This window comes from Maribacter arcticus (assembly GCF_900167935.1).
Classification (GTDB): Bacteria; Bacteroidota; Bacteroidia; order Flavobacteriales; family Flavobacteriaceae; genus Maribacter; species Maribacter arcticus.
The window spans coordinates 533,616-553,184 of the sequence record NZ_FUYL01000002.1; the positions used below are offsets into that span (position 1 = coordinate 533,616).

14 protein-coding genes are annotated in these 19,569 nt (G+C 35.5%); 10 read left to right on the forward strand and 4 right to left on the reverse strand.

Annotated features, from left to right (window positions below; genetic code table 11):
• Positions 1–322: 322 nt before the first annotated feature.
• From B5X55_RS05250 to B5X55_RS05285, 8 genes are all read left to right on the forward strand, one after another.
• Positions 323–1,996 carry a PAS domain S-box protein gene (locus B5X55_RS05250; RefSeq protein WP_079511545.1) on the forward strand — a complete coding sequence of 558 codons (1,674 nt, stop codon included), beginning with the start codon at positions 323–325 and terminating at the stop codon, positions 1,994–1,996.
• Positions 1,997–2,037: 41 nt separating this feature from the next.
• Complete coding sequence (locus B5X55_RS05255) at positions 2,038–4,482, forward strand: PAS domain-containing sensor histidine kinase (protein ID WP_079511546.1); 2,445 nt, start codon at positions 2,038–2,040, stop codon at positions 4,480–4,482.
• Positions 4,466–4,888: a response regulator gene (locus B5X55_RS05260; protein WP_079511547.1), complete on the forward strand. Its 423-nt coding sequence runs from the start codon at positions 4,466–4,468 to the stop codon at positions 4,886–4,888. Before B5X55_RS05255 ends, B5X55_RS05260 begins: the two co-directional genes overlap by 17 nt.
• Positions 4,889–5,024: 136 nt before the next feature.
• Positions 5,025–5,885 carry an MBL fold metallo-hydrolase gene (locus B5X55_RS05265; protein ID WP_079511548.1) on the forward strand — a complete coding sequence of 287 codons (861 nt, stop codon included), beginning with the start codon at positions 5,025–5,027 and terminating at the stop codon, positions 5,883–5,885.
• Positions 5,886–5,938: 53 nt separating this feature from the next.
• Complete coding sequence (locus B5X55_RS05270; RefSeq protein WP_079511549.1) at positions 5,939–7,591, forward strand: S8 family peptidase; 1,653 nt, start codon at positions 5,939–5,941, stop codon at positions 7,589–7,591.
• Positions 7,592–7,607: 16 nt separating this feature from the next.
• Complete coding sequence (locus B5X55_RS05275; RefSeq protein ID WP_079511550.1) at positions 7,608–9,461, forward strand: M1 family metallopeptidase; 1,854 nt, start codon at positions 7,608–7,610, stop codon at positions 9,459–9,461.
• A 74-nt stretch (positions 9,462–9,535) separates the two neighbouring features.
• Complete coding sequence (rnpA, locus tag B5X55_RS05280; protein WP_079511551.1) at positions 9,536–9,919, forward strand: ribonuclease P protein component; 384 nt, start codon at positions 9,536–9,538, stop codon at positions 9,917–9,919.
• Complete coding sequence (locus tag B5X55_RS05285) at positions 9,900–11,528, forward strand: S41 family peptidase (RefSeq protein WP_079511552.1); 1,629 nt, start codon at positions 9,900–9,902, stop codon at positions 11,526–11,528. The genes rnpA and B5X55_RS05285 overlap by 20 nt, the downstream gene beginning before the upstream one ends.
• A gap of 7 nt (positions 11,529–11,535) precedes the next feature.
• Here B5X55_RS05285 and B5X55_RS05290 read toward each other — a convergent pair whose 3' ends face one another.
• The 3 genes from B5X55_RS05290 to B5X55_RS05300 all read right to left on the reverse strand — a co-directional run bounded on the left by B5X55_RS05290 (position 11,536) and on the right by B5X55_RS05300 (position 14,589).
• Positions 11,536–12,411: a 3-keto-disaccharide hydrolase gene (locus tag B5X55_RS05290; RefSeq protein WP_079511553.1), complete on the reverse strand. Its 876-nt coding sequence runs from the start codon at positions 12,409–12,411 to the stop codon at positions 11,536–11,538.
• A 50-nt stretch (positions 12,412–12,461) separates the two neighbouring features.
• The gene (locus B5X55_RS05295) at positions 12,462–13,301 is read right to left on the reverse strand and encodes a PIG-L deacetylase family protein (RefSeq protein ID WP_079511554.1); all 840 of its coding nucleotides are present in this window, start codon (positions 13,299–13,301) and stop codon (positions 12,462–12,464) included.
• Between the two features lie 181 nt (positions 13,302–13,482).
• Positions 13,483–14,589 carry an acyltransferase family protein gene (locus tag B5X55_RS05300; protein ID WP_234999672.1) on the reverse strand — a complete coding sequence of 369 codons (1,107 nt, stop codon included), beginning with the start codon at positions 14,587–14,589 and terminating at the stop codon, positions 13,483–13,485.
• A 126-nt stretch (positions 14,590–14,715) separates the two neighbouring features.
• On the opposite strand from B5X55_RS05300, the gene B5X55_RS05305 reads away from it, so the two are divergent.
• Positions 14,716–16,221 carry a S10 family peptidase gene (locus B5X55_RS05305; protein WP_079511555.1) on the forward strand — a complete coding sequence of 502 codons (1,506 nt, stop codon included), beginning with the start codon at positions 14,716–14,718 and terminating at the stop codon, positions 16,219–16,221.
• Between the two features lie 19 nt (positions 16,222–16,240).
• Positions 16,241–18,376, forward strand: a complete 2,136-nt coding sequence (locus tag B5X55_RS05310) for an outer membrane protein assembly factor BamB family protein (protein WP_079511556.1) — start codon at positions 16,241–16,243, stop codon at positions 18,374–18,376.
• On the opposite strand, the gene B5X55_RS05315 is transcribed toward B5X55_RS05310, so the two are convergent.
• Positions 18,366–19,559 (reverse strand): C40 family peptidase, encoded by a 1,194-nt coding sequence (locus B5X55_RS05315; RefSeq protein WP_079511557.1) that lies wholly within the window; start codon positions 19,557–19,559, stop codon positions 18,366–18,368. The genes B5X55_RS05310 and B5X55_RS05315 overlap by 11 nt on opposite strands.
• Between the last annotated feature and the right edge of the window lie 10 nt (positions 19,560–19,569).

The window sequence follows — 19,569 nt, forward strand, 5'->3', positions numbered from 1 at the left end:
TATATCTCTTACAAGAAATAGAGAAAATGCCTAATTTTATATCCGCTTTTTTTAACTTTGCCTAAAGTTCTCATTTTTAATTAGTTTCCCTTGGCGGTTAAAGTGCTATGTATCATGAGATAAATTTTAAAAATGCAACGCTTTAATTATACTTAACCATATTAAATTGGCCTTGGCAAGTAATGGAGTTAGAAAAGACTATAACTTATCAATTACTCCCTTCTTTATGATTTTAAAGCTGACGGCTTATTGCAAGTAATTCATATAAATTGTTTATCTTAAATGAACCCCAACCCAAATTTTAATTACAAAAAAAATCTAAATGCCTGAACCTAAACAGCATTCTATTTTTAACAAACCATTTTTAATAGGTTTTCTGGTTTTTCTGTTAGTGCTCATAATTTCTCAAACAATTACTTATCAGAAATTTCAAATACTTCAAGAAGCACAGCAGCATGAAGTGAATGAAAGAGTACTAAAATTAAAAGAAGACTTACAGGACATTTTTGATCAAAGTTTTGACGCAACCCAAACCTTGTCATTTATAGTTGAAAACTATGGTATACCCAATAATTTTGATAGTATTACACAGTTACTTTTAAATAGTAATAAGCATATTGACGCCCTAGAACTTGTCGATGACCAAGGGGTTATAACACATGTATATCCTTTAAAGGGCAATGATATTTTGGGATTTAATATTCTAGAAGATTCTATAGGGCAAGACGGAGCGCTTACAACCCTTAAAAGAAGAGATTACTTTACAGCGGGTCCAATTAGCTTAAAACAAGGGGGTACAGGTTTTGTGAGTAGAAGACCGTTGTTTAACGAAAATGGTTTTGCTGGCTTTGTAGCTACCCTCGTAAAATTGTCTACCGTTGTAACTGTAGCACAGCTAGATTCTTTGGAAAACACTAATTTTTCCTATCAATTGGCAAAAATCAATGCTGATCAATCGGAAGAAATATTTTACAACAATACTAAAACTTCAACGGAAGGAGCTATTAAAGTTCCCATAACGACCAGCCATGGGGAAATGAAACTTTACGTGATTTCAAATCGATCACAGTCCTATTCAACCATTCTTTTCTTTTTCATTTTAGGACTATTACTCGCCCTTGTTTGCGGGGTTTTTACTATGTTTTTTCTACGACAACCCATTAAACTAAATCAATTGGTTCAAGAAAAAACAGGGTTGTTAAAGGAAAGTCAAGAGAAGTACCAAACATTAATAGAACAAGCCTCTGATGGCATACTCGTTTTCAATAATTCTGGTGACATTATAGATATCAATATCTTGGGTGCAGAAATGATCGGATATGCAAAACATGAATTGACACAAAAAAACATTGCCGATATAATCGCCCCAGATGATTTGGCAAAAACCCCTTTAAGATTTTCTAAAATCACGAAAGAAAAACCTTTTCTATCTGAACGAAAGTTAATCCGAAAAGATGGTAGTGTTTTTTATGGGGAAATCAGTTCCAAAATGTTACCCGATAACACCATACAAGGCATCATAAGGGATACAACCGAAAGAAGAGAACTAGAACAAACTGCTCAAAATAATTTACAAAAATTCAGCAAGGCATTTAATAATAGTACCATTGGCATGGCGATAAGAGACCAAAACAAACGTTTTGTGGATGCCAATTGCTATTTTCTAGATTTAATTGGCTACACCCTAGAAGAAATAAAAGGAAAAGCAATTCAAGAATTAGGCATTTTTGATTTTGAGGCGAATCTAAAAATTAACCCGTCATTAGCGGACTTTGCTACCATAGACAAGATAGGCAAATTGGACGTGGTATTCAAAACAAAATCTGGCAAGGTTTTATATTTATTAGCATCTAAAGAATCGTTTGACTTTGAAAATGAAAAATTCTCCTTGACTTCCTTTGTGGATCAAACAGAGGCAAAAAAGGCGAGCCTAGAAATTAGACAGAGTGAAGCTAAATTTCGTGAATTGACCGTCATTGGAATTATACTTACATAAATGCCCGGGCTGCAAAAATATTAAACATTGATCCAAAAATATTGATTGGCAAAAATGTCTGGGAAGAATATCCGGATTTCGCGAAAACGGAGGCTTATTCATTTTTTCATGATGCCATGAAAAATCAAACCTATACTAAATTTGAACAATATCATCCACAATTTAATTCTTGGATAGAAAATAAACTTTATCCTTCCCCAGAAGGAGTTACCGTATACTTTAGGGACATTACCAAAAAGAAAAAGGCAGACCAAGAGAATCAAAAATTGATTGCCATTATTGAAAATAGCCCTGGCTTTATTGGGTTAACATCTTTGGAGGGTAATTCACTTTACTTAAATGAAGCCGGCAAAAAATTAGTTGGTTTTTCTGCAGAGAAGGATATTACTGAGACTACTATTGCTGACTTTTTTCCAGAAGAATATGGTGATGACATAATCAACAAACATCTTACATATTTACATAAAACTGGGGTGTGGAATATGGAAGTTCCTTTTAAGAATTTTAAAACGAACAAAATAGTACCTGCCGAATTTTCAGGTTTTATAATTCGTGACAAAACATCAAATGAACCCATTGGTATTGGTTGTATCGCCTTTGATTTAACTGAGCATAAAAGGTCACAGCATGAAATTCTTGACCTACAAACAAAAATGGATGCTGCAATACGCATTGGTAAAATTGGGTATTGGGACTATGATATTGAAACAGAAAATGCCAATTGGTCTCCTAGATTGTATGAAATTTACAATGTTAAGCCAGGCACCACTATTACCATTCCATTGCTTGAAAATTTAATTCATCCAGATGACGTGGATCTTCACCGTAAAGTTTTGAAGGAAACAATTGTTGAAAATGGCACGCATTCATATACATATAGAATATTTGACAACAATGGCTCAATTAAATACTTGCATATAGAAATGGAAGCTGATTTTAATGAGGAGGATTTACCTGTTAAATTAAGAGGTACCGTTGTTTATATTACAGAACAAAAGGAAGCGAACAACAAAATTCTTGAACTGCAAAATAAGATGGACGCTGCCATTCGAATAGGAAAGATTGGGTATTGGGGCTGGGATTTGGAGAATAATCTCGTAGAATGGTCTAATGAGATGTTTGAAATATACGGTATTCCTAATAAGAATAACATAACTATAGAAGAAGCAATCGAATTTATTCATCCAGACGACTCTAATGTATTAGCAGAGGTTTTGAGCAGAAAACAAGACGAGGACCAGACGACCCCAGCGGTTTATAAAATCTGCCTTAAAGATAAAACCGTTAAACATATTTTAAGTTTCAGCGAGAATGTTTATAATAATCAAGGCAAACCCATAAAATTACATGGTACTGCTATTGACATCACTAAGAGTGTTTTAGCAGAAGAAGCACTTAAAGAAAACAAAGAGAAATTTACAAAAGCATTTCAAACCAATTTAATGGGCATAATTATGCTTAATAGCGAAAGAAAAGTAATAGAAGCCAATGATGTTGTTTATAAACTATTAGAGGTTAATCGAGAAGGGTTGATCGGAAAAACAATTATGGAATCTGCCATCGCTGTAATGGAAAACTATGATGACAATGAAAGAGAAAAATTTTGGAAATACTTTCTCAAACATGGTAAAGTAATAAATCAAAAATTTAAAATAAACTTAAAAAGCGGTCAAAAAATATCTCTTTCAGTATCTATAGAGTCATTATTTTTTAATGACAAGGAACATTATTTGGTCAATTTAATTGATGAGACTACGAGAAAAGAGGCTGAAGAGGCTTTAGAACTGCAAAACATACAACTTAAGAAAACCAACTCTGAACTTGATAGTTTTGTGTACAGTGCGTCTCATGAACTAAGAGCTCCTTTAGCTTCAGTTTTAGGTCTTATAAACCTTATTTTAACAGAGGAGAATAAGCCTGGTTTAGTTGCCAGTCTTAATATGATGGAAAAATCTGTTAAAAGATTAGACGATTTTATTAAGGATATTATCGAGTATTCTCGAAATAAACACCTTAAAGTAAACGTAGAAACCATAAATTTTACTAATTTAATAGAGAGTTCAATAGAAAGTTTTTGGTATTTAGAAAACATGAACAAAATAAAGATGAAGATTAATGTCGATGATAAAATTGATTTTGCTTCAGATAAAAAAAGAATCTCAATTCTATTAAATAACTTTATTTCAAATGCGATTAAATACCACGATGTTAGCAAAAGGACACCAACAATATGGATTTCTATAAAGACTTCTAAAAAAGAAGCAATAATAACGATAAAAGACAATGGTCTAGGAATGGCAGAAGAACAATTAGATAAAATATTTGATATGTTCTACAGAATATCTTCCCAAATAATGGGTTCTGGTATTGGTTTATTCATCGTTAAAGAAGTGTTAGGAAAATTGAATGGCACAATAGCGGTGAAATCTGCATTAGGAGAAGGTTCAACGTTTACATTAAAAATACCGAATGGATCAGATAAATAATAACATGAATGAGGAAATTATAGTGCTGTTAATAGACGATTCGGATGTTGACAATTTTATAAATAAGGCTATAGTTTCAAAAGAAGAGTATGTTTCCCAGATTATCGTCAAAAATTCTGGCTTAGATGCTCTTGTGTTTTTAAACATCATTGTGGATCAGCCAGAATCTTATCCAGATTTTATTTTTCTAGACATAAGAATGCCTGGCATGTCTGGCTTTGAATTCTTAGAGGAATATATGAAGTTACCAGAGGCCATAACAAATCATCCAAAAATATATATCTTAAGTTCTTCAATGGATCCTTTAGATAATGAAAAAGGTGCAAACTATAGCGTTGTTAAAGGACACTTAACCAAACCCCTCGCACATCACAACCTTACTGATTTATTATTAGCAGATTCTTAAACACCCTGTTTATATTTATTTTGGTCTTTTAAATTATCCTGTTTTAACTCTATAAGAGTTTTTATTTCAATGGTTAAAATGATAATATATTCTTAATAAACCTACGGTTTCATACGCTTTTATTATTTTGCCCCTTATGAAAATTTATCCTGTTGAAACTGGTAATTTTAAATTGGACGGTGGTGCCATGTTCGGTGTGGTTCCAAAAACTATTTGGCAGAAAACAAATCCTGCAGATTCAAATAATCTTATTGATATTGCGGCTAGAAGTCTTTTGATAGAAGACGGTGACCGCCTGATATTAATAGATACAGGTATGGGGGATAAGCAATCTGATAAATTTTTTGGTTATTATTATCGCTGGGGAGACTATTCTATTGATACTTCTTTAAAAGAACTTGGATTCCATAGAGATGATATCACTGATGTTTTTTTAACACATCTACACTTTGACCACTGTGGTGGTGCCATACAGTGGAACAAAGATAGAACTGGTTATGAGCCCGCTTTTAAAAATGCACGTTTCTGGACCAATGAAAACCACTGGAAATGGGCAACGGAACCCAATCCACGAGAAAAAGCTTCTTTTTTAAAGGAAAACCTCATCCCCATGCAAGAAAGTGGTCAATTAACTTTTATTAACCATACAAGCGAAAATTTCCTTCATAATAGTCCATTAGGTTTTGACATCCGTTTCGTAGACGGTCATACCGAAAAACAAATGTTGCCTCAATTTTCTTATAAAGGAAAGACTATAGCATATGTGGCAGACCTTATACCAACTGTTGGGCATATTCCATTACCCTACGTAATCAGTTATGACACAAGACCTTTAATTACCATGACAGAAAAAGAATTATTCTTAAATGATGCAGTGGAAAATAACTATTATCTATTTTTTGAACATGACGCACATAATCAACTATGTACCTTAAAACATACCGAAAAAGGTGTTCGATTGAATCAAGTTTATTCTTTTGATGAAATCTTCAATTAACTTTACACTACTATACATTAACTAATAAATCATTTATATTAAAGTTCCCATTTATGACAAATACATATTTAAAATCATTATTTGCTCTTTCAATTGTTGCATTACTAACCAGTTGTGGTAGTACGAGTTCGGCAACAGGCGGGGGCGGACTAATTCTCACTCCCGTTGAGAATATTGATACAACCCCTTTAAAAATAGCAGACCTCACCACAAGTGAAAAGAATAATTGGGGACATTTAGATTTAGTAGCAGACACTATACCAGGAATGAGTGTTGATAAAGCATACGCTGAAATTATAAAAAACAGAAAAGGAACTAAAACCATTGTAGCAGTTCTTGACTCGGGTATTGATTTAAACCATGAAGATCTTGATGGAGTTCTATGGACAAATACCAAAGAAAAAGCAGGCAACAATATCGACGATGATGGCAATGGCTACATAGATGATATTCATGGATACAATTTCTTAGGCGAATCTTACAATGAACAACTAGAGTACGTTCGTATGTTGCGCTTAAACATTGGTGACGCAGCAACGCTTTCGAAGGCAAAAACAAAACTAGATGCAAAATATAACGAGGCTCTACAGGGTAAACAGCAATACGAGCAAATATTACAAGCTGTTAAAAATGCAGGCGCAGGTGTTAAAGAATATTTGAAAAAAGATACGTACACTAAAGAAGATTTGGCGGGCATAAAGACAACTGATGAAGCTATGCAACGAAACATTGCTGTTCTTAATCAAATGTTCAGCATTCAAGACTCTATCCCTAAGGTATTAAAGGAATTAAATGAGGGCGTTAAATATTATACCGAGCAACTCAACTACAACTTAAATAAAGACTTCAACGGTAGATTACCTGTAGGTGATGACGCATATGATATAAGTGATGTAAATTATGGTAACGGTAACCCTAAAAACAGGGTTGACGATGAAAGCCATGGTACACATGTTGCTGGTATTATAGCTGCTGAACGTAATAATGGTAAAGGAGTAAATGGAGTTGCCAACAACGTTGCAATTATGAGTATCAGAGCCGTACCAAATGGTGATGAATATGATAAAGATATCGCGCTAGGTATTCGCTATGCTGTTGATAATGGTGCCCGAGTTATAAATGGAAGTTTTGGAAAATCATTTTCACCAAAATCAGAATGGGTATATGAAGCGATTAAATATGCCGCTGAAAAAAATGTGCTTTTTGTACATGCAGCAGGTAATGATGGTGCAAATCTAGACGACCCAACTAATGGTAATTACCCAAATGACCAAGTGAACAACGGTCCTGAAATTGCAGATAATGTAATAACCGTTGGTGCTTTGAATCCGAAATATGGTTCAGAATTGGTAGCAAGCTATTCTAATTACGGTAAAGTAAATGTTGATGTTTTTGCTCCTGGTACCGATATCTATTCTACCTTCCCAAACAATGAATATGAGTATTCACCAGGCACGTCAATGGCAGCACCTGCCGTAGCGGGAGTAGCAGCCTTGGTAATGTCACAATATCCATCACTTACAGCAGCACAGGTAAAAAATATTCTGTTGCAATCTGGTCTTCCAATTAAAACTAAAGTGATATTAGGTGGAGATAATGCTAAAAGTGCTTCATTAGACCAAATTTCAACTTCTGGAAAAATCGTGAATGCCTACAATGCATTAGTATTGGCAAGCAAAGTAGCTGCAGGACAGATTCAATTATAATATTTATAAAATACACATGACTAAATCAATCTTAAGTTTTTTTATCGCATTATTCACTATTGGTTTAATAGCTCAGAACAAAACTGACTATTGGCAACAACATGTAGACTATACCATGGAAGTGGATATGGATGTTGATAGTTTTCATTACACCGGAACCCAAACTTTGGTCTACACCAATAATTCGCCAGATGAATTGAAAAGGGTTTACTTCCATTTATATTTTAATGCCTTTCAACCAGGTAGTGAAATGGATATTCGTTTGCAAACTATTGCTGATCCTGATGGTCGTATGATATCCAAAGAGAAGAAAAGTAGAATTTCTACCCTCTCAGAAAGTGAAATTGGTTATCTACACGCTACTTCCTTAACGCAGAATGGTAAGAAAGTGATGTATTCTGAAGAAGGCACTGTATTAGTCGTTGACTTAGATTCACCAATAGCACCGGGTAGTAAGTCTACTTTTAACATGTCTTTTAATGGTCAAGTTCCTTTACAGATAAGGCGTACTGGTAGAAATAATGAGGAAGGTGTTGCCTTGTCTATGAGCCAATGGTACCCAAAACTTGCAGAATATGATTTTGAAGGATGGCACGCAGACCCATACATAGCTCGAGAATTTCAAGGGGTTTGGGGAGATTTTGATGTGAAATTAACCTTAGATAAAAAGTATACTGTTGGCGGTACCGGTTATCTTCAAAACCCAAATGAAATAGGGCACGGGTACGAAACCCCTGGAACAAAAATTAAAAAGCAAAAAGGGAAAACATTAACCTGGCATTTTAAAGCACCCATGGTTCATGATTTTATGTGGGCGGCAGATCCTGAATACATTCACGATATACAACAAGTGCCAAATGGTCCGGTATTACATTTCCTATATAAGAACAACCCTAAAATATTAGAAAACTGGAAAAATCTTCAACCAAAAACAGTTGAGGCTATGGAATTTTTCAATAAGAATATCGGTGAATATCCTTACGATCAATATTCTGTTATACAAGGTGGTGATGGCGGAATGGAATATGCCATGTCTACCCTAATAACTGGTGACCGTAAATTTGGTAGCTTAGTTGGTGTAATGGCACATGAAATGGCGCATTCTTGGTTTCAGCACATATTGGCGACCAATGAAGCAAAACACGAGTGGATGGATGAAGGGTTTACTTCTTTTATCTCTAAACTTTGTATGAGCGAAATAATGGACTTGGATAAGGACAATCCTTTTGAAGGTACTTACAAAGGGTATAGAAATCTAGCGCTATCTGGTAAAGAACAACCACAGACTACTCACGCAGATCGTTATGACCTTAATTTTGCTTACGGTATCTCAGCATATAGTAAAGGCTCTATTTTCTTATCTCAATTAGGGTATGTGATTGGTCAAGATAAATTAATGGAGACCATTCGTAAATACTATGCTGATTTTAAGTTTAAACATCCGGTTCCTAATGATATTAAACGAGTTGCAGAAAAAGTCTCTGGTTTTGAACTAGATTGGTATTTAACTGATTGGACCCAAACAACAAACACCATTGATTATGGTATTAAAGATGTTATAGCTTCAGATAATTCTACTAAAGTAACCTTAGAACGTATCGGGTTAATGCCAATGCCTATAGATGTTTTGGTGGTGTATAAAGACGACACAAGAGAAACATTCTACGCACCTTTACGAATGATGCGTGGGGAAAAAGAAAATCCTTATGCTGGTATTGAAAGAACTGTTTTAGAAGATTGGCCTTGGGCTTACCCAACCTATGATTTTGTAATCAATAAACCTTTGTCGACCATAAAAGCTGTTGTTATCGATCCATCACAATTAATGGCTGACATTAATTTGGAGAACAATGTTTGGCAAGCGGAGTAATTGGATATTGTACTATTTAAGATAACAACGCCTCCTTTTTAAGGGGGGCAAATCTTCATAATAATTATTTCATAATGGATGTATCCTTCGGTAAAAAGGAAAAACTTAAAAGTAAAAAACTCTTCACCCAATTGTTTGAAGAAGGTAAGGGTGTTTCCGTATATCCGTTGAAGTTAATTTATATCTGTACCGAAAAGAAGGAAGCCCCTATTCAAACAGGAGTAACTGTATCAAAGAGAAATTTCAAAAGTGCCGTTAAAAGAAATAGAATAAAGCGCCTATTACGAGAGTCTTACAGACTTAATAAAGCATTGATTTTTAACAATACAGATGCAAACTTTGCGTTTCTATTTTTATACCTTGGTAAGGATATGCCTTCCTTTGAGCTATTAGACCAGAAAATGAAGCTCGTATTGAACAAGTTTAAGCTCCAGATTAATGAAAAAAATACTCAGTAAAAAAGTACTTGTACCCATTATAGCGATTGTCTTTCTCTTTGTAGGGAGTAGTTATAAAAGTGACTTTTTTGAAATAGCGAAGCAAATAGAAATTTTCACTACCCTGTTCAAAGAATTGAACATGAATTATGTGGATGAAACCAACCCTGCAGAATTAATGGATACCGCCATTAAAAACATGTTAGAGGAATTGGATCCTTATACCAAATTTTTAAACGAACAAGATGTTGAAACCTATCGCATAAATAATGCTGGCGAATATTCTGGCATAGGCGCTATGGTTCGCTCATTTAAAGATAAGTTGTTAATTATTGAGCCACACCAAGGGTACCCTGCAGATAAGGCTGGTTTAAAAGCAGGAGATGAGATTATACAGATAGGAGACATAAAAGTAGCTGATTTTGAAGAAAACGCCAGTGAGCTCTTAAAAGGCGCAAACGGATCAACAGTGACCGTAACTTATAAAAGGCAGGGTAAAACGAATACAACTACTATTACTCGTGAAGGTATAGAGGTTGATGCGGTTCCTTACTTTAAAATGATTGATGATAAAACTGGTTATATTGTATTGGCAAAATTCAATGCAAAAGCTACCGAACAAACAAAGGCCGCCTTGCTGGACTTAAAAGGAAAAGGTGCCGAAAAAATAATACTAGACCTTAGAGATAACCCTGGTGGGTTGCTTTCTGAAGCAATTAATGTGACTAACCTTTTCGTGCCCAAAGGGGAATTAGTGGTAACAACTAAATCTAAAGTCAAAAAATTTAATCGAGAATACCATACCAACAATCAACCTGTAGATGAAGAGATTCCTTTAGTGGTTTTAGTAAATGGCAGCAGCGCTTCGGCAAGTGAAATTGTATCGGGCAGCTTACAAGATTTAGATAGGGCGGTAATCATGGGCGCAAGAAGTTTTGGAAAAGGCCTAGTTCAACGCCCCTTAAAATTAACGTACGGAACCCAGTTAAAAGTAACCATTTCAAGATACTACACTGCTTCTGGCCGCTGTATTCAAGCATTAGATTATTGGAATAGGGATGAAAGTGGCAATGCCGTAAGAAACACAGCATATAATGATTTCACTACCCGAAATGGCAGAAAAGTACAAGATGGAGGTGGAATTTTACCAGACATTGAAGTGGCTACCTCTAAAACCAATGACCTTACATTGGCCTTACTTCAAAACAATGTAATTTTTGATTATGCTACCAATTACTTTTATGCGCATAAATATAACTCGGTTACCGATTTTAAATTTACAGATGCTGATTTTAGTTCTTTTAAAAATGATGTAAAGAAAAGTAGTTTCTCTTTTGAGACTAAAGCAGAGAAGGCCATTAAAAATGCACTCTCAGGAGATGAAAATGACTTCTTGGGAAGCGATGTTAAGGATAGTTATAAAACACTTTTGGCTAATATAGAAAAAGGCAAAATTAATGCTCTTGACAAATACCAAAGCGAGATTCAAAAAAATCTAGAAGATGAAATCGTAAAACGATACTTCTACAGAGATGGGTTATACCAGTATTATTTAAATAACGATGAAGCTATTTTAGCGGCAACAGAATTATTAGGAAATAATTCTAAGTATAACGGTATTTTAAAATAGAAGTCGTCTATTCATAAGAACACGATTTAGCATCTGAAACAACGAAATACTCTTTATAGTTTTTAGCCTTAGGGTCTGTACACCCTTTTAAATTCTTGATTTTAATATCCCTGAAATCGATAGGTTGACCTTCGCTTTGTAATGCTATTAACCCTTCTTTTAAAGGCTTACCATCTTGCTTAATTTTAGGGTCATAACCATTCGCTACTTCTCCGCCAATTTGTGGCTTTGTGTATTGCAATACGGTTTTTCCATTTATGATGTGCGTAATTAAAGAATCATGCAATACAATTAATTCTGCTGTTACCCATTGATCACCAAAATAGGTGTCTGAACTCGAATTAATACAGTGCCTAGGGTCTATCTTACCCTCATAAACCACATCTGTACCCGGAGAGCACATGTTGCCCGTAGGTCGCTCTATACCCTCTTCTATTCCTGCCAAAAATTGCATTTCTACAGAAATTGGCCAGTCTTGCTCTTTAAGCATCGTTTTGGGGTCTTGCGAGTGGAACATTATCCCACTGTTTTTCATGGTATACTCTGGTGCACCTTGATAAAGTTCACCAACAAATCTATATTGCATAGTCAAATGAAAATCAGAGAAAGGTTGATTATAATATAAATGAGAAAAACGGTAGTTGAACTCCCCTTCATACTGATCATAGCGTACTTTTACCATACCATCTTCTGCCCTAAATGTTTCCCCATAATTATCACCAACTTCATAGTGATGAATTTTTGTTGTCCATCCACTTAAATCACTTCCATTAAACATCGTTTCCCAACCATCTTCTGTCTGTTGAGATATTAATACACCACATCCTAATAAGAATAATAGTGCCGTAAAAGTTAAGCTGGTCTTTAGAAATTGTACTTTCATTTTTTTGGTTTTTTGTTTAATCGGATATTTTTTAAAGTCTAAAATCTAATTTAATCAAATAGAGAATCAGAGTCTTTAGAAGGTGCTTCGAACTTTCTCAAATAAATGATTCGTTCATTTTTATTTCTTCTATTGATAAATTCTTCTTTTGTTAGCTTCGGGTCAATTTGACTATAATGACATTTGTATGAATCAAATGCCCTACTTAGATCTTCCGTTGAATATGATATTTTGGTTCTTAAGTATTTCATATCCTGCCCTCTCAAGATTTTGGTGTCAGCGTCATCTATTGATTCAGAAGGTGTGCCATAATAGAATAAGGACATTGGTTTCTCCCATTGCTTACTCAAATATACCTGTGTTACCGAAGCGCCTACCAACCTGTGATCCATATGGGTTGAACCTCCATCCGGTCCCCAAGTAATTAGAACATCTGGCCGAACCATTTCAATAATATCTTTTAACTCTAAAACAATAGCCCTAGCATGTGGTACATGACCATCATAGCCTTCATCAGCTTTTAACTGGTCGTGGTATTCTAAATGTGTCAATTCTGCCCCTAATTGATTAGCAGCACACTTCATTTCTTCTCTACGGGTAGCGACCAATGTTTCTCCTGCTATATGGTCATGAAAATCATTAGTACCATATCTACCGTCTGTAACAATGACCAAATGCACTTTGGCACCTTCCCGTGTGTATTTTGCTAAAATTGGTGCTACTGTACTTTCATCATCTGGGTGTGCAAACACCGCCAAAATTGTTTTTCCTTCGTAAGGTTTTTGACCACGTACCTCAACTGTATTAAAAAGAATTAGTGATGTAAGGAAAATGAGAACTAAAGAGTGGCGCCTCATGAGAATTAATAATGCAGCTTTTTTATGATTCATAATACCTCGTTTTACTTTTGAATATTTTAAAAAGACCTTCCTAAAAGTTCACATTTAAATATAATACATGTTGCTTGATTTACGCCTTTTTATATTGTAGTATAACAAATCTGTAATGTTAATGACTTAACTATAAATTAGAAACAGAATTGAAGTATTGTGTTTTCTAGTACGTAATACTTCAGATTTTGAAATAGATTTTTTTCTTGTCTAAAAAGTAGGTGATGAACCAAAAAATAAATAATACCAGCAGTGAGTTCAATACCAGAATAAATAATTCAGATACTCCAAATGGTGCTAATAGCCCTTCCGTCCAAATTAAACCAAAATCCCTAAACCATTGTACTCCTACTGTTTCGGCAAAAAGATAAATAAATATAGCATTAGTGCCCACTACCGAAAATACAGCACCCCATTTTTTATGGTTGGCCCTTACATCTATAACCCAGTAGAAAAAGGTTAAGGTTAAGATGGCCAAACCACCTGAAACTAGGGTAAAAGAGGAGGTGGCAATGCGTTTGATAATAGGTGTGATATTTAAAATATCTAAGGCAAACCCAATAATCAATATCGAAATTCCCCAAATTAGAAAAGTTTTTAGTTTATAGGCTGTCGATTTATTCTGTAATAATAGTTGTCCACATAGTACGCCCCATATAGTGTGAGCAGCTGTAGGAATAAAGTTTACAAAAACCCAATACCCACTATTTACCTTTCCCATAACCAACATATCAACATAAGAGCCGAAACTATCATGCCCTTCTACATAAGGTGCTTCGGTGTTATAGCCTCTATATAACAACTCTGTCAATATCAAAAGTGTGGCAGATATAATTATTTGATTTTTGTGTGACATGCCCATAATGGCGTAGGCTATTAAAATGGTAAAAGCCAATTGCACTAAAACATTCCATAATTCCCAAACCAAGGCATGGTTATAAACACAATGCAATAAGACACCAAAGCTGAACAAAAGAAAGCATCGTTTTAAAATATGCTTAGTTATATTTTTTCTATTACCTATTGCAAGACGTTTTCGCAGCGAAAAAGGCATAGCAACCCCCACAATAAACATAAAAAAAGGCTGAATTAAGTCCCAAAATCGCAATCCGTTCCATGGATGATGATGTAACTGTAATGCTAAAGGTTCTAAAAATGTGCCTTGGGTAAGTTCGAAAAAATGATGATGAAATCCTGCTGCTTCCGCAATTAATAAAAACATAATCACTCCTCTAAATACATCTAGGGAATAAAGTCGTTCAGAAATTGGAGCAGACAATTGAGCCATTAAATTTTACTTGTTTGAACTTCCTCTTAAATGTAATAGATTTAAATGGAAAAAAGTTACTGTTCGTATTTTATACCTACTTTTAAATTGACAAACTAAAACCTCTACCATTCAATAAATCAGATTATGCGCAACCATTTTTTAATAACTACAATCTTGTTTTTGTGCCTATTCTCTCAGGCACAAGAGACTAAAAAAGATACTTCTCCAAAACCTATACCTGAAGCCAAATCTTTTGTCACAAAACATCAAGGAGTCTTTGGTGGTAAAACCATTGATTATACTACTACTGCGAAAGAAACTTTTCTAACGAATAAAGATGGTGATTCAATAGCCTCTTTTTGGTCGGTTGCATACACCAAAACAGCGATGGGTGATGTTACTAAACGACCTGTAACTTTCGTTTTTAATGGTGGCCCAGGCTCTGCTTCAATGTGGTTGCATATGGGGTTTTTTGGACCTAAAATCGTAAAAGTAGATTCTGACGCTAAAAATGATGATGGTGCAGCACCATATAACCTAGTAAATAATGAAAATGGTTTATTAGACCTAACCGATTTGGTCTTCATTGACCCTGTAGGTACAGGATATAGTAGATTAGTTGGAAAAGGTGAGGGGAAAGATTTCTACGGACTTAAAGAGGATGTAGATTCGTTCGCCCAATTTATTCGTAAATGGGTAACAGAAAACGAGCGCTGGTTTTCTCCTAAATATTTGGCAGGTGAAAGTTATGGAACTACACGTGCCGCAGCTCTTGGCAAAGCTTTGGAAGGATCCGGACAAAATATGGCTTTGAACGGAATGATATTAATTTCTCAAGCACTCGATTATGCCGGCTCTACATCAGAACCAAATAACATTACTTCATTTATTACCTATTTACCAAGTATGGCTGCCACAGCATGGTATCACAAAAAAGCCGGACAAGGTAAAACACTGGAAAACTTCACTCAAGAATGTCGCGATTTTACTTATAACACTTATGTTCCTGCACTTTATAAAGGCAATTTACTTACTGATGAAGAAAAAAATGCAATCGCTGAAAAGCTAGCCTATTTTACTGGGCTTGACAAAACCTATATACTTCGTTCAAACCTAAGAATACTAATGGGTCGCTTTCAAAAACAATTATTGTTGGATAAAGGATTGGCTATTGGTCGTCTTGACGGACGATTTATGGGAGACGAAGAAGATAAGGTGTCTGAAAAGCCTCATTTAGGTGATGCTGCCAGCTACCAAATTAGTGCTGCCTATACCGCAAGTCTTAACCATTACTTTGCTTCAGAATTAAAAATAAAAATGGACAGACCTTATATCACCTCTGGTGGTGGTTCAAATTGGCGCTGGAGAACTGTGCCGGATACTCAATATTGGGAGCCAATGCCGGTAAATACAGCTCCAGATTTAGGTGAAACTATGCGTAGAAATACCGCAATGAAAGTAATGGTGGCAAGTGGTTATTATGATTTAATTACTCCTTTTTTTGATGCGGAATACACTTTTGATAGAAACGGAATTGTGAAAGAACGTGTTCAAATGAAGTACTACGAAGCGGGTCATATGATGTATACCCACGAACCAGATTTAATTCAGTTAAGTAAAGATATTCGCGAATTTATAAGTACTAATTAAGTATTAGAAACAGTAACCTATGAGGGTCAACTCCTATATAATTACATATAGTATTCTATCGCTTTTCGTTCTTATCAGTTGCAAAGAAGAGACTTCAATAAAAGGTGATAAGAGGTATACCACATGGTCCGCTTATTTAGGTGATTCTGGTAGAAGTCATTTTACGACCCTTAACCAAATTACACCTCAAAATGTTTCGCAATTAGAAGTTGTTTGGCGATACGAAGCGCCCGATTGGGGACAAATGCAAATGAATCCTTTGGTTGTTGATAGCCTTGTCTATGGGGTAACTGCAGCATTACGCGTAGTAGCGCTTCATGCTGAAACAGGTAATGAACTATGGCAATTCGGCGATTCGGTTCAAGTATGGCATTCTACAAGTAGAGGTGTGTCTTACTGGGAAAATGGAAATGACAAGCGTATTCTATGCACACGTGGTGCTGATCTTTATGCTCTTGATGCTCTCACTGGAATACCTATTCCCTCTTTTGGTATAGATGGAAAAATAGACATGCGTTCGGGAATGCCAGAGTCTGCAAAAGAAAAGTTCGTTATTTCTAATACTCCTGGCTCTGTTTTTAAAGACATTATTGTAATGCCTTTAAGAATATCTGAAGGTTCTGATGCAGCACCTGGTGATATTATGGCCTTTAATGTAATTACCGGTAAACCAGAATGGGTGTTTCACACCATACCTCACCCAGGAGAATTAGGGTATGAAACTTGGGAAGACCCCAACGCCTACAAAAGTCCAATGGTAGGTGCTGCCAATAATTGGGCAGGTATGGCATTAGACGAAGAAGCAGAAATAATTTATGTGCCAACAGGTTCTGCTGCTCCTGATTTTTATGGTGGTGACCGTTTGGGAAGCAACCTCTACGCTAATTCATTAGTGGCTTTAAATGCAAATACAGGCGAGTATATATGGCACTTTCAATTTACACATCATGATATTTGGGACCGTGATCCTCCTGCCCCACCAAACCTTTTAACTGTAGAACATAATGGAGAAAAGATAAAAGCAGTGGCACAAATCACCAAACAGGGCTATGTTTTTGTTTTTGACCGAATAACAGGAGAGCCTCTATTTGATGTTGAAGAAGTACCTGTTAAACAATCAACATTAGCTGGTGAAGTTGCTTGGCCAACACAACCTATTCCCACAAAACCGAAACCTTTTGCACGACAATCGAATGAGCTAACAAAAGAAGATATTAGCCCTTATGCCAAAAATAAAGAGGAGCTTTTAGAATTTTTTGAGTCCGCAGAAAAAGAAGTTTATAGTCCTCCTAGTCTTGAGCCTACATTGTTGTTTCCTGGTTATGATGGTGCTGCTGAATGGGGTGGTGCAGGTGTTGATCCTGAAGATGGAATTTTATATGTGAATTCTAATGAAATGGCTTGGAATCTAAAGATGAAGGTCAATGAAGCTAATGCTCAAGAAATGCCCTTAGGTAAACGTATTTATAGTGGTAAATGTGCTACTTGTCATCAGTCAGATAGAAAAGGTTTAGTAGCTAGTGGTTTTCCTTCTCTAGTAGATATTAATCTTAAGAAAAGCAAAGAAGAGGTGGTTTCTATTGTTACGAAAGGCAAAGGTATGATGACCGGTTTTCCGACATTGTCGGATTCAGAAAAAAATGCTTTGATTGAATTTCTGTTCAATGAGGAGCAAACTTCAGCCCATCAAGAAAAAATGGAAATTGCCAACACCTCAGAAGAGAACCCATACTTACATGATGGCTATACTAAGTTTTTAGATGGTAATGGATTACCTGGTATTTCGCCACCTTGGGGAACACTAAACGCTATAGATTTAAATACAGGTGATTTTCTTTGGTCTATTCCTTTTGGGGAAACGTGGTCGCTTAAAGAAAAAGGGTTCCCCACAACGGGAACCGAAAATTATGGCGGACCTATCATTACCCAAAACGGACTATTACTTATTGCCGCCACAAAAGATGGTTTTTTTAGGGCATTTAATAAAACAACTGGTGAGCTTCTATGGGAATATGAGCTGCCTGCAGCTTCGTTTGCTACACCGAGCACATATGAATACAAGGGCAAACAGTATATCGTTCTTGCATGTGGAGGCGAAAAATTAGGAACCAAAAAAGGAAATCAGATTATTGCCTTTGCTTTGGCTAACCCTTAATCTGTAATGCTTTCTTTAAATTGATGATGTTTTTATCTTCCTCTTTAAGTAATCTTTTGGTTCGTAAATAACGGTTAACATTGTATTCATCATAATTAGAGGCGTTCTTATCTACACTACTTATCCGCACCATATTTGAAGAATGAATAAATTGATTATCGCCAATCCACATACCCACATGAACAACTTTTTCTGAAGTCGAATCAGTCGCTTTTCTGCCAAAAAACAACAAATCACCTTTGTCTAATTTACTGAAATCTGCAATGGAATCTATAGGTTTACCTGTATGTACCTGCTGTGATGCATCTCGTGGAATAACCATACCATTCATATAATAAATGGTTTTGGTGAATCCGCTACAATCAACTCCCTTCGTTGATGTCCCTCCCCACAAATAAGGTACCCCCATTAATGATTTTGAAGTTTCAATTAGCGCATTAGCATCATAGGTTAAACCTGAAAGCCAATTTGTATAATCACTTGCTTCTTCTTTAGATACCAAAGCTTGTCTGCCATCTGGAAATTGAACTTTATAATACCTTTCTCCTTCCTCTAAGACCTTCAAAAGACTGCCGGCAACAAGGTCAGATACTCGAATGGTTGTGTCAGTTAAATCATATGCATGGCCGTAAGTATTCGTATATATAATCTTGTTTGAAGTTGCCCACTGCGATAAACTATTCTCATCCATTAATTGAATACCCCCAGCATCTACCCATGCCAAATATTCATCTGGTGTTTGTATCAAATACCAATCTTCCTCTTTTTTTAAGACATTAACTTCTGTACCAAGAATCGCTTGGGTTGCTAATTCTGCAGAGTGTTTTGGGGTACTTCTTAGATTGGCCGCTGAAATATTAATCACTGCCATCGTTTTGCCTTTTAAATCTGATGAAGGAAGTATCTTGATTTCGTCTACAACCTGAATTCCTATCTCCTTTAAAGTTGCTTTTAAAGAATCTACTGCCTTTGGTAGATTACTTTCGCCTACCAATTTTAAACCAGAAGGGTCTTCTAAAACTTCTACATTGAAAAGTGCAGTACGCTTATCAGGAGCAAAAAAATCTTTTATGCTATCAATCTCATCGTTAGAAATTTTCTTTTCTTCTAAATTGGTGTCGCATGATATATTCAATGCTATCAAAATCAATACAAAAGCTTTATGGAACAGCGTTTTCTTCATACCTAAAAAA

Bases quoted from the DNA above. Each gene is read 5' to 3' on its own strand.
- B5X55_RS05250 (WP_079511545.1), top strand. From the start codon at position 323: ATGCCTGAACCTAAACAGCATTCTATTTTTAACAAACCATTTTTAATA.
- B5X55_RS05260 (WP_079511547.1), top strand. From the start codon at position 4,466: ATGGATCAGATAAATAATAACATGAATGAGGAAATTATAGTGCTGTTA.
- B5X55_RS05265 (WP_079511548.1), top strand. From the start codon at position 5,025: ATGAAAATTTATCCTGTTGAAACTGGTAATTTTAAATTGGACGGTGGT.
- B5X55_RS05270 (WP_079511549.1), top strand. From the start codon at position 5,939: ATGACAAATACATATTTAAAATCATTATTTGCTCTTTCAATTGTTGCA.
- B5X55_RS05275 (WP_079511550.1), top strand. From the start codon at position 7,608: ATGACTAAATCAATCTTAAGTTTTTTTATCGCATTATTCACTATTGGT.
- rnpA (WP_079511551.1), top strand. From the start codon at position 9,536: ATGGATGTATCCTTCGGTAAAAAGGAAAAACTTAAAAGTAAAAAACTC.
- B5X55_RS05285 (WP_079511552.1), top strand. From the start codon at position 9,900: ATGAAAAAAATACTCAGTAAAAAAGTACTTGTACCCATTATAGCGATT.
- B5X55_RS05290 (WP_079511553.1), bottom strand. From the start codon at position 12,411: ATGAAAGTACAATTTCTAAAGACCAGCTTAACTTTTACGGCACTATTA.
- B5X55_RS05295 (WP_079511554.1), bottom strand. From the start codon at position 13,301: ATGAATCATAAAAAAGCTGCATTATTAATTCTCATGAGGCGCCACTCT.
- B5X55_RS05300 (WP_234999672.1), bottom strand. From the start codon at position 14,589: ATGGCTCAATTGTCTGCTCCAATTTCTGAACGACTTTATTCCCTAGAT.
- B5X55_RS05305 (WP_079511555.1), top strand. From the start codon at position 14,716: ATGCGCAACCATTTTTTAATAACTACAATCTTGTTTTTGTGCCTATTC.
- B5X55_RS05310 (WP_079511556.1), top strand. From the start codon at position 16,241: ATGAGGGTCAACTCCTATATAATTACATATAGTATTCTATCGCTTTTC.
- B5X55_RS05315 (WP_079511557.1), bottom strand. From the start codon at position 19,559: ATGAAGAAAACGCTGTTCCATAAAGCTTTTGTATTGATTTTGATAGCA.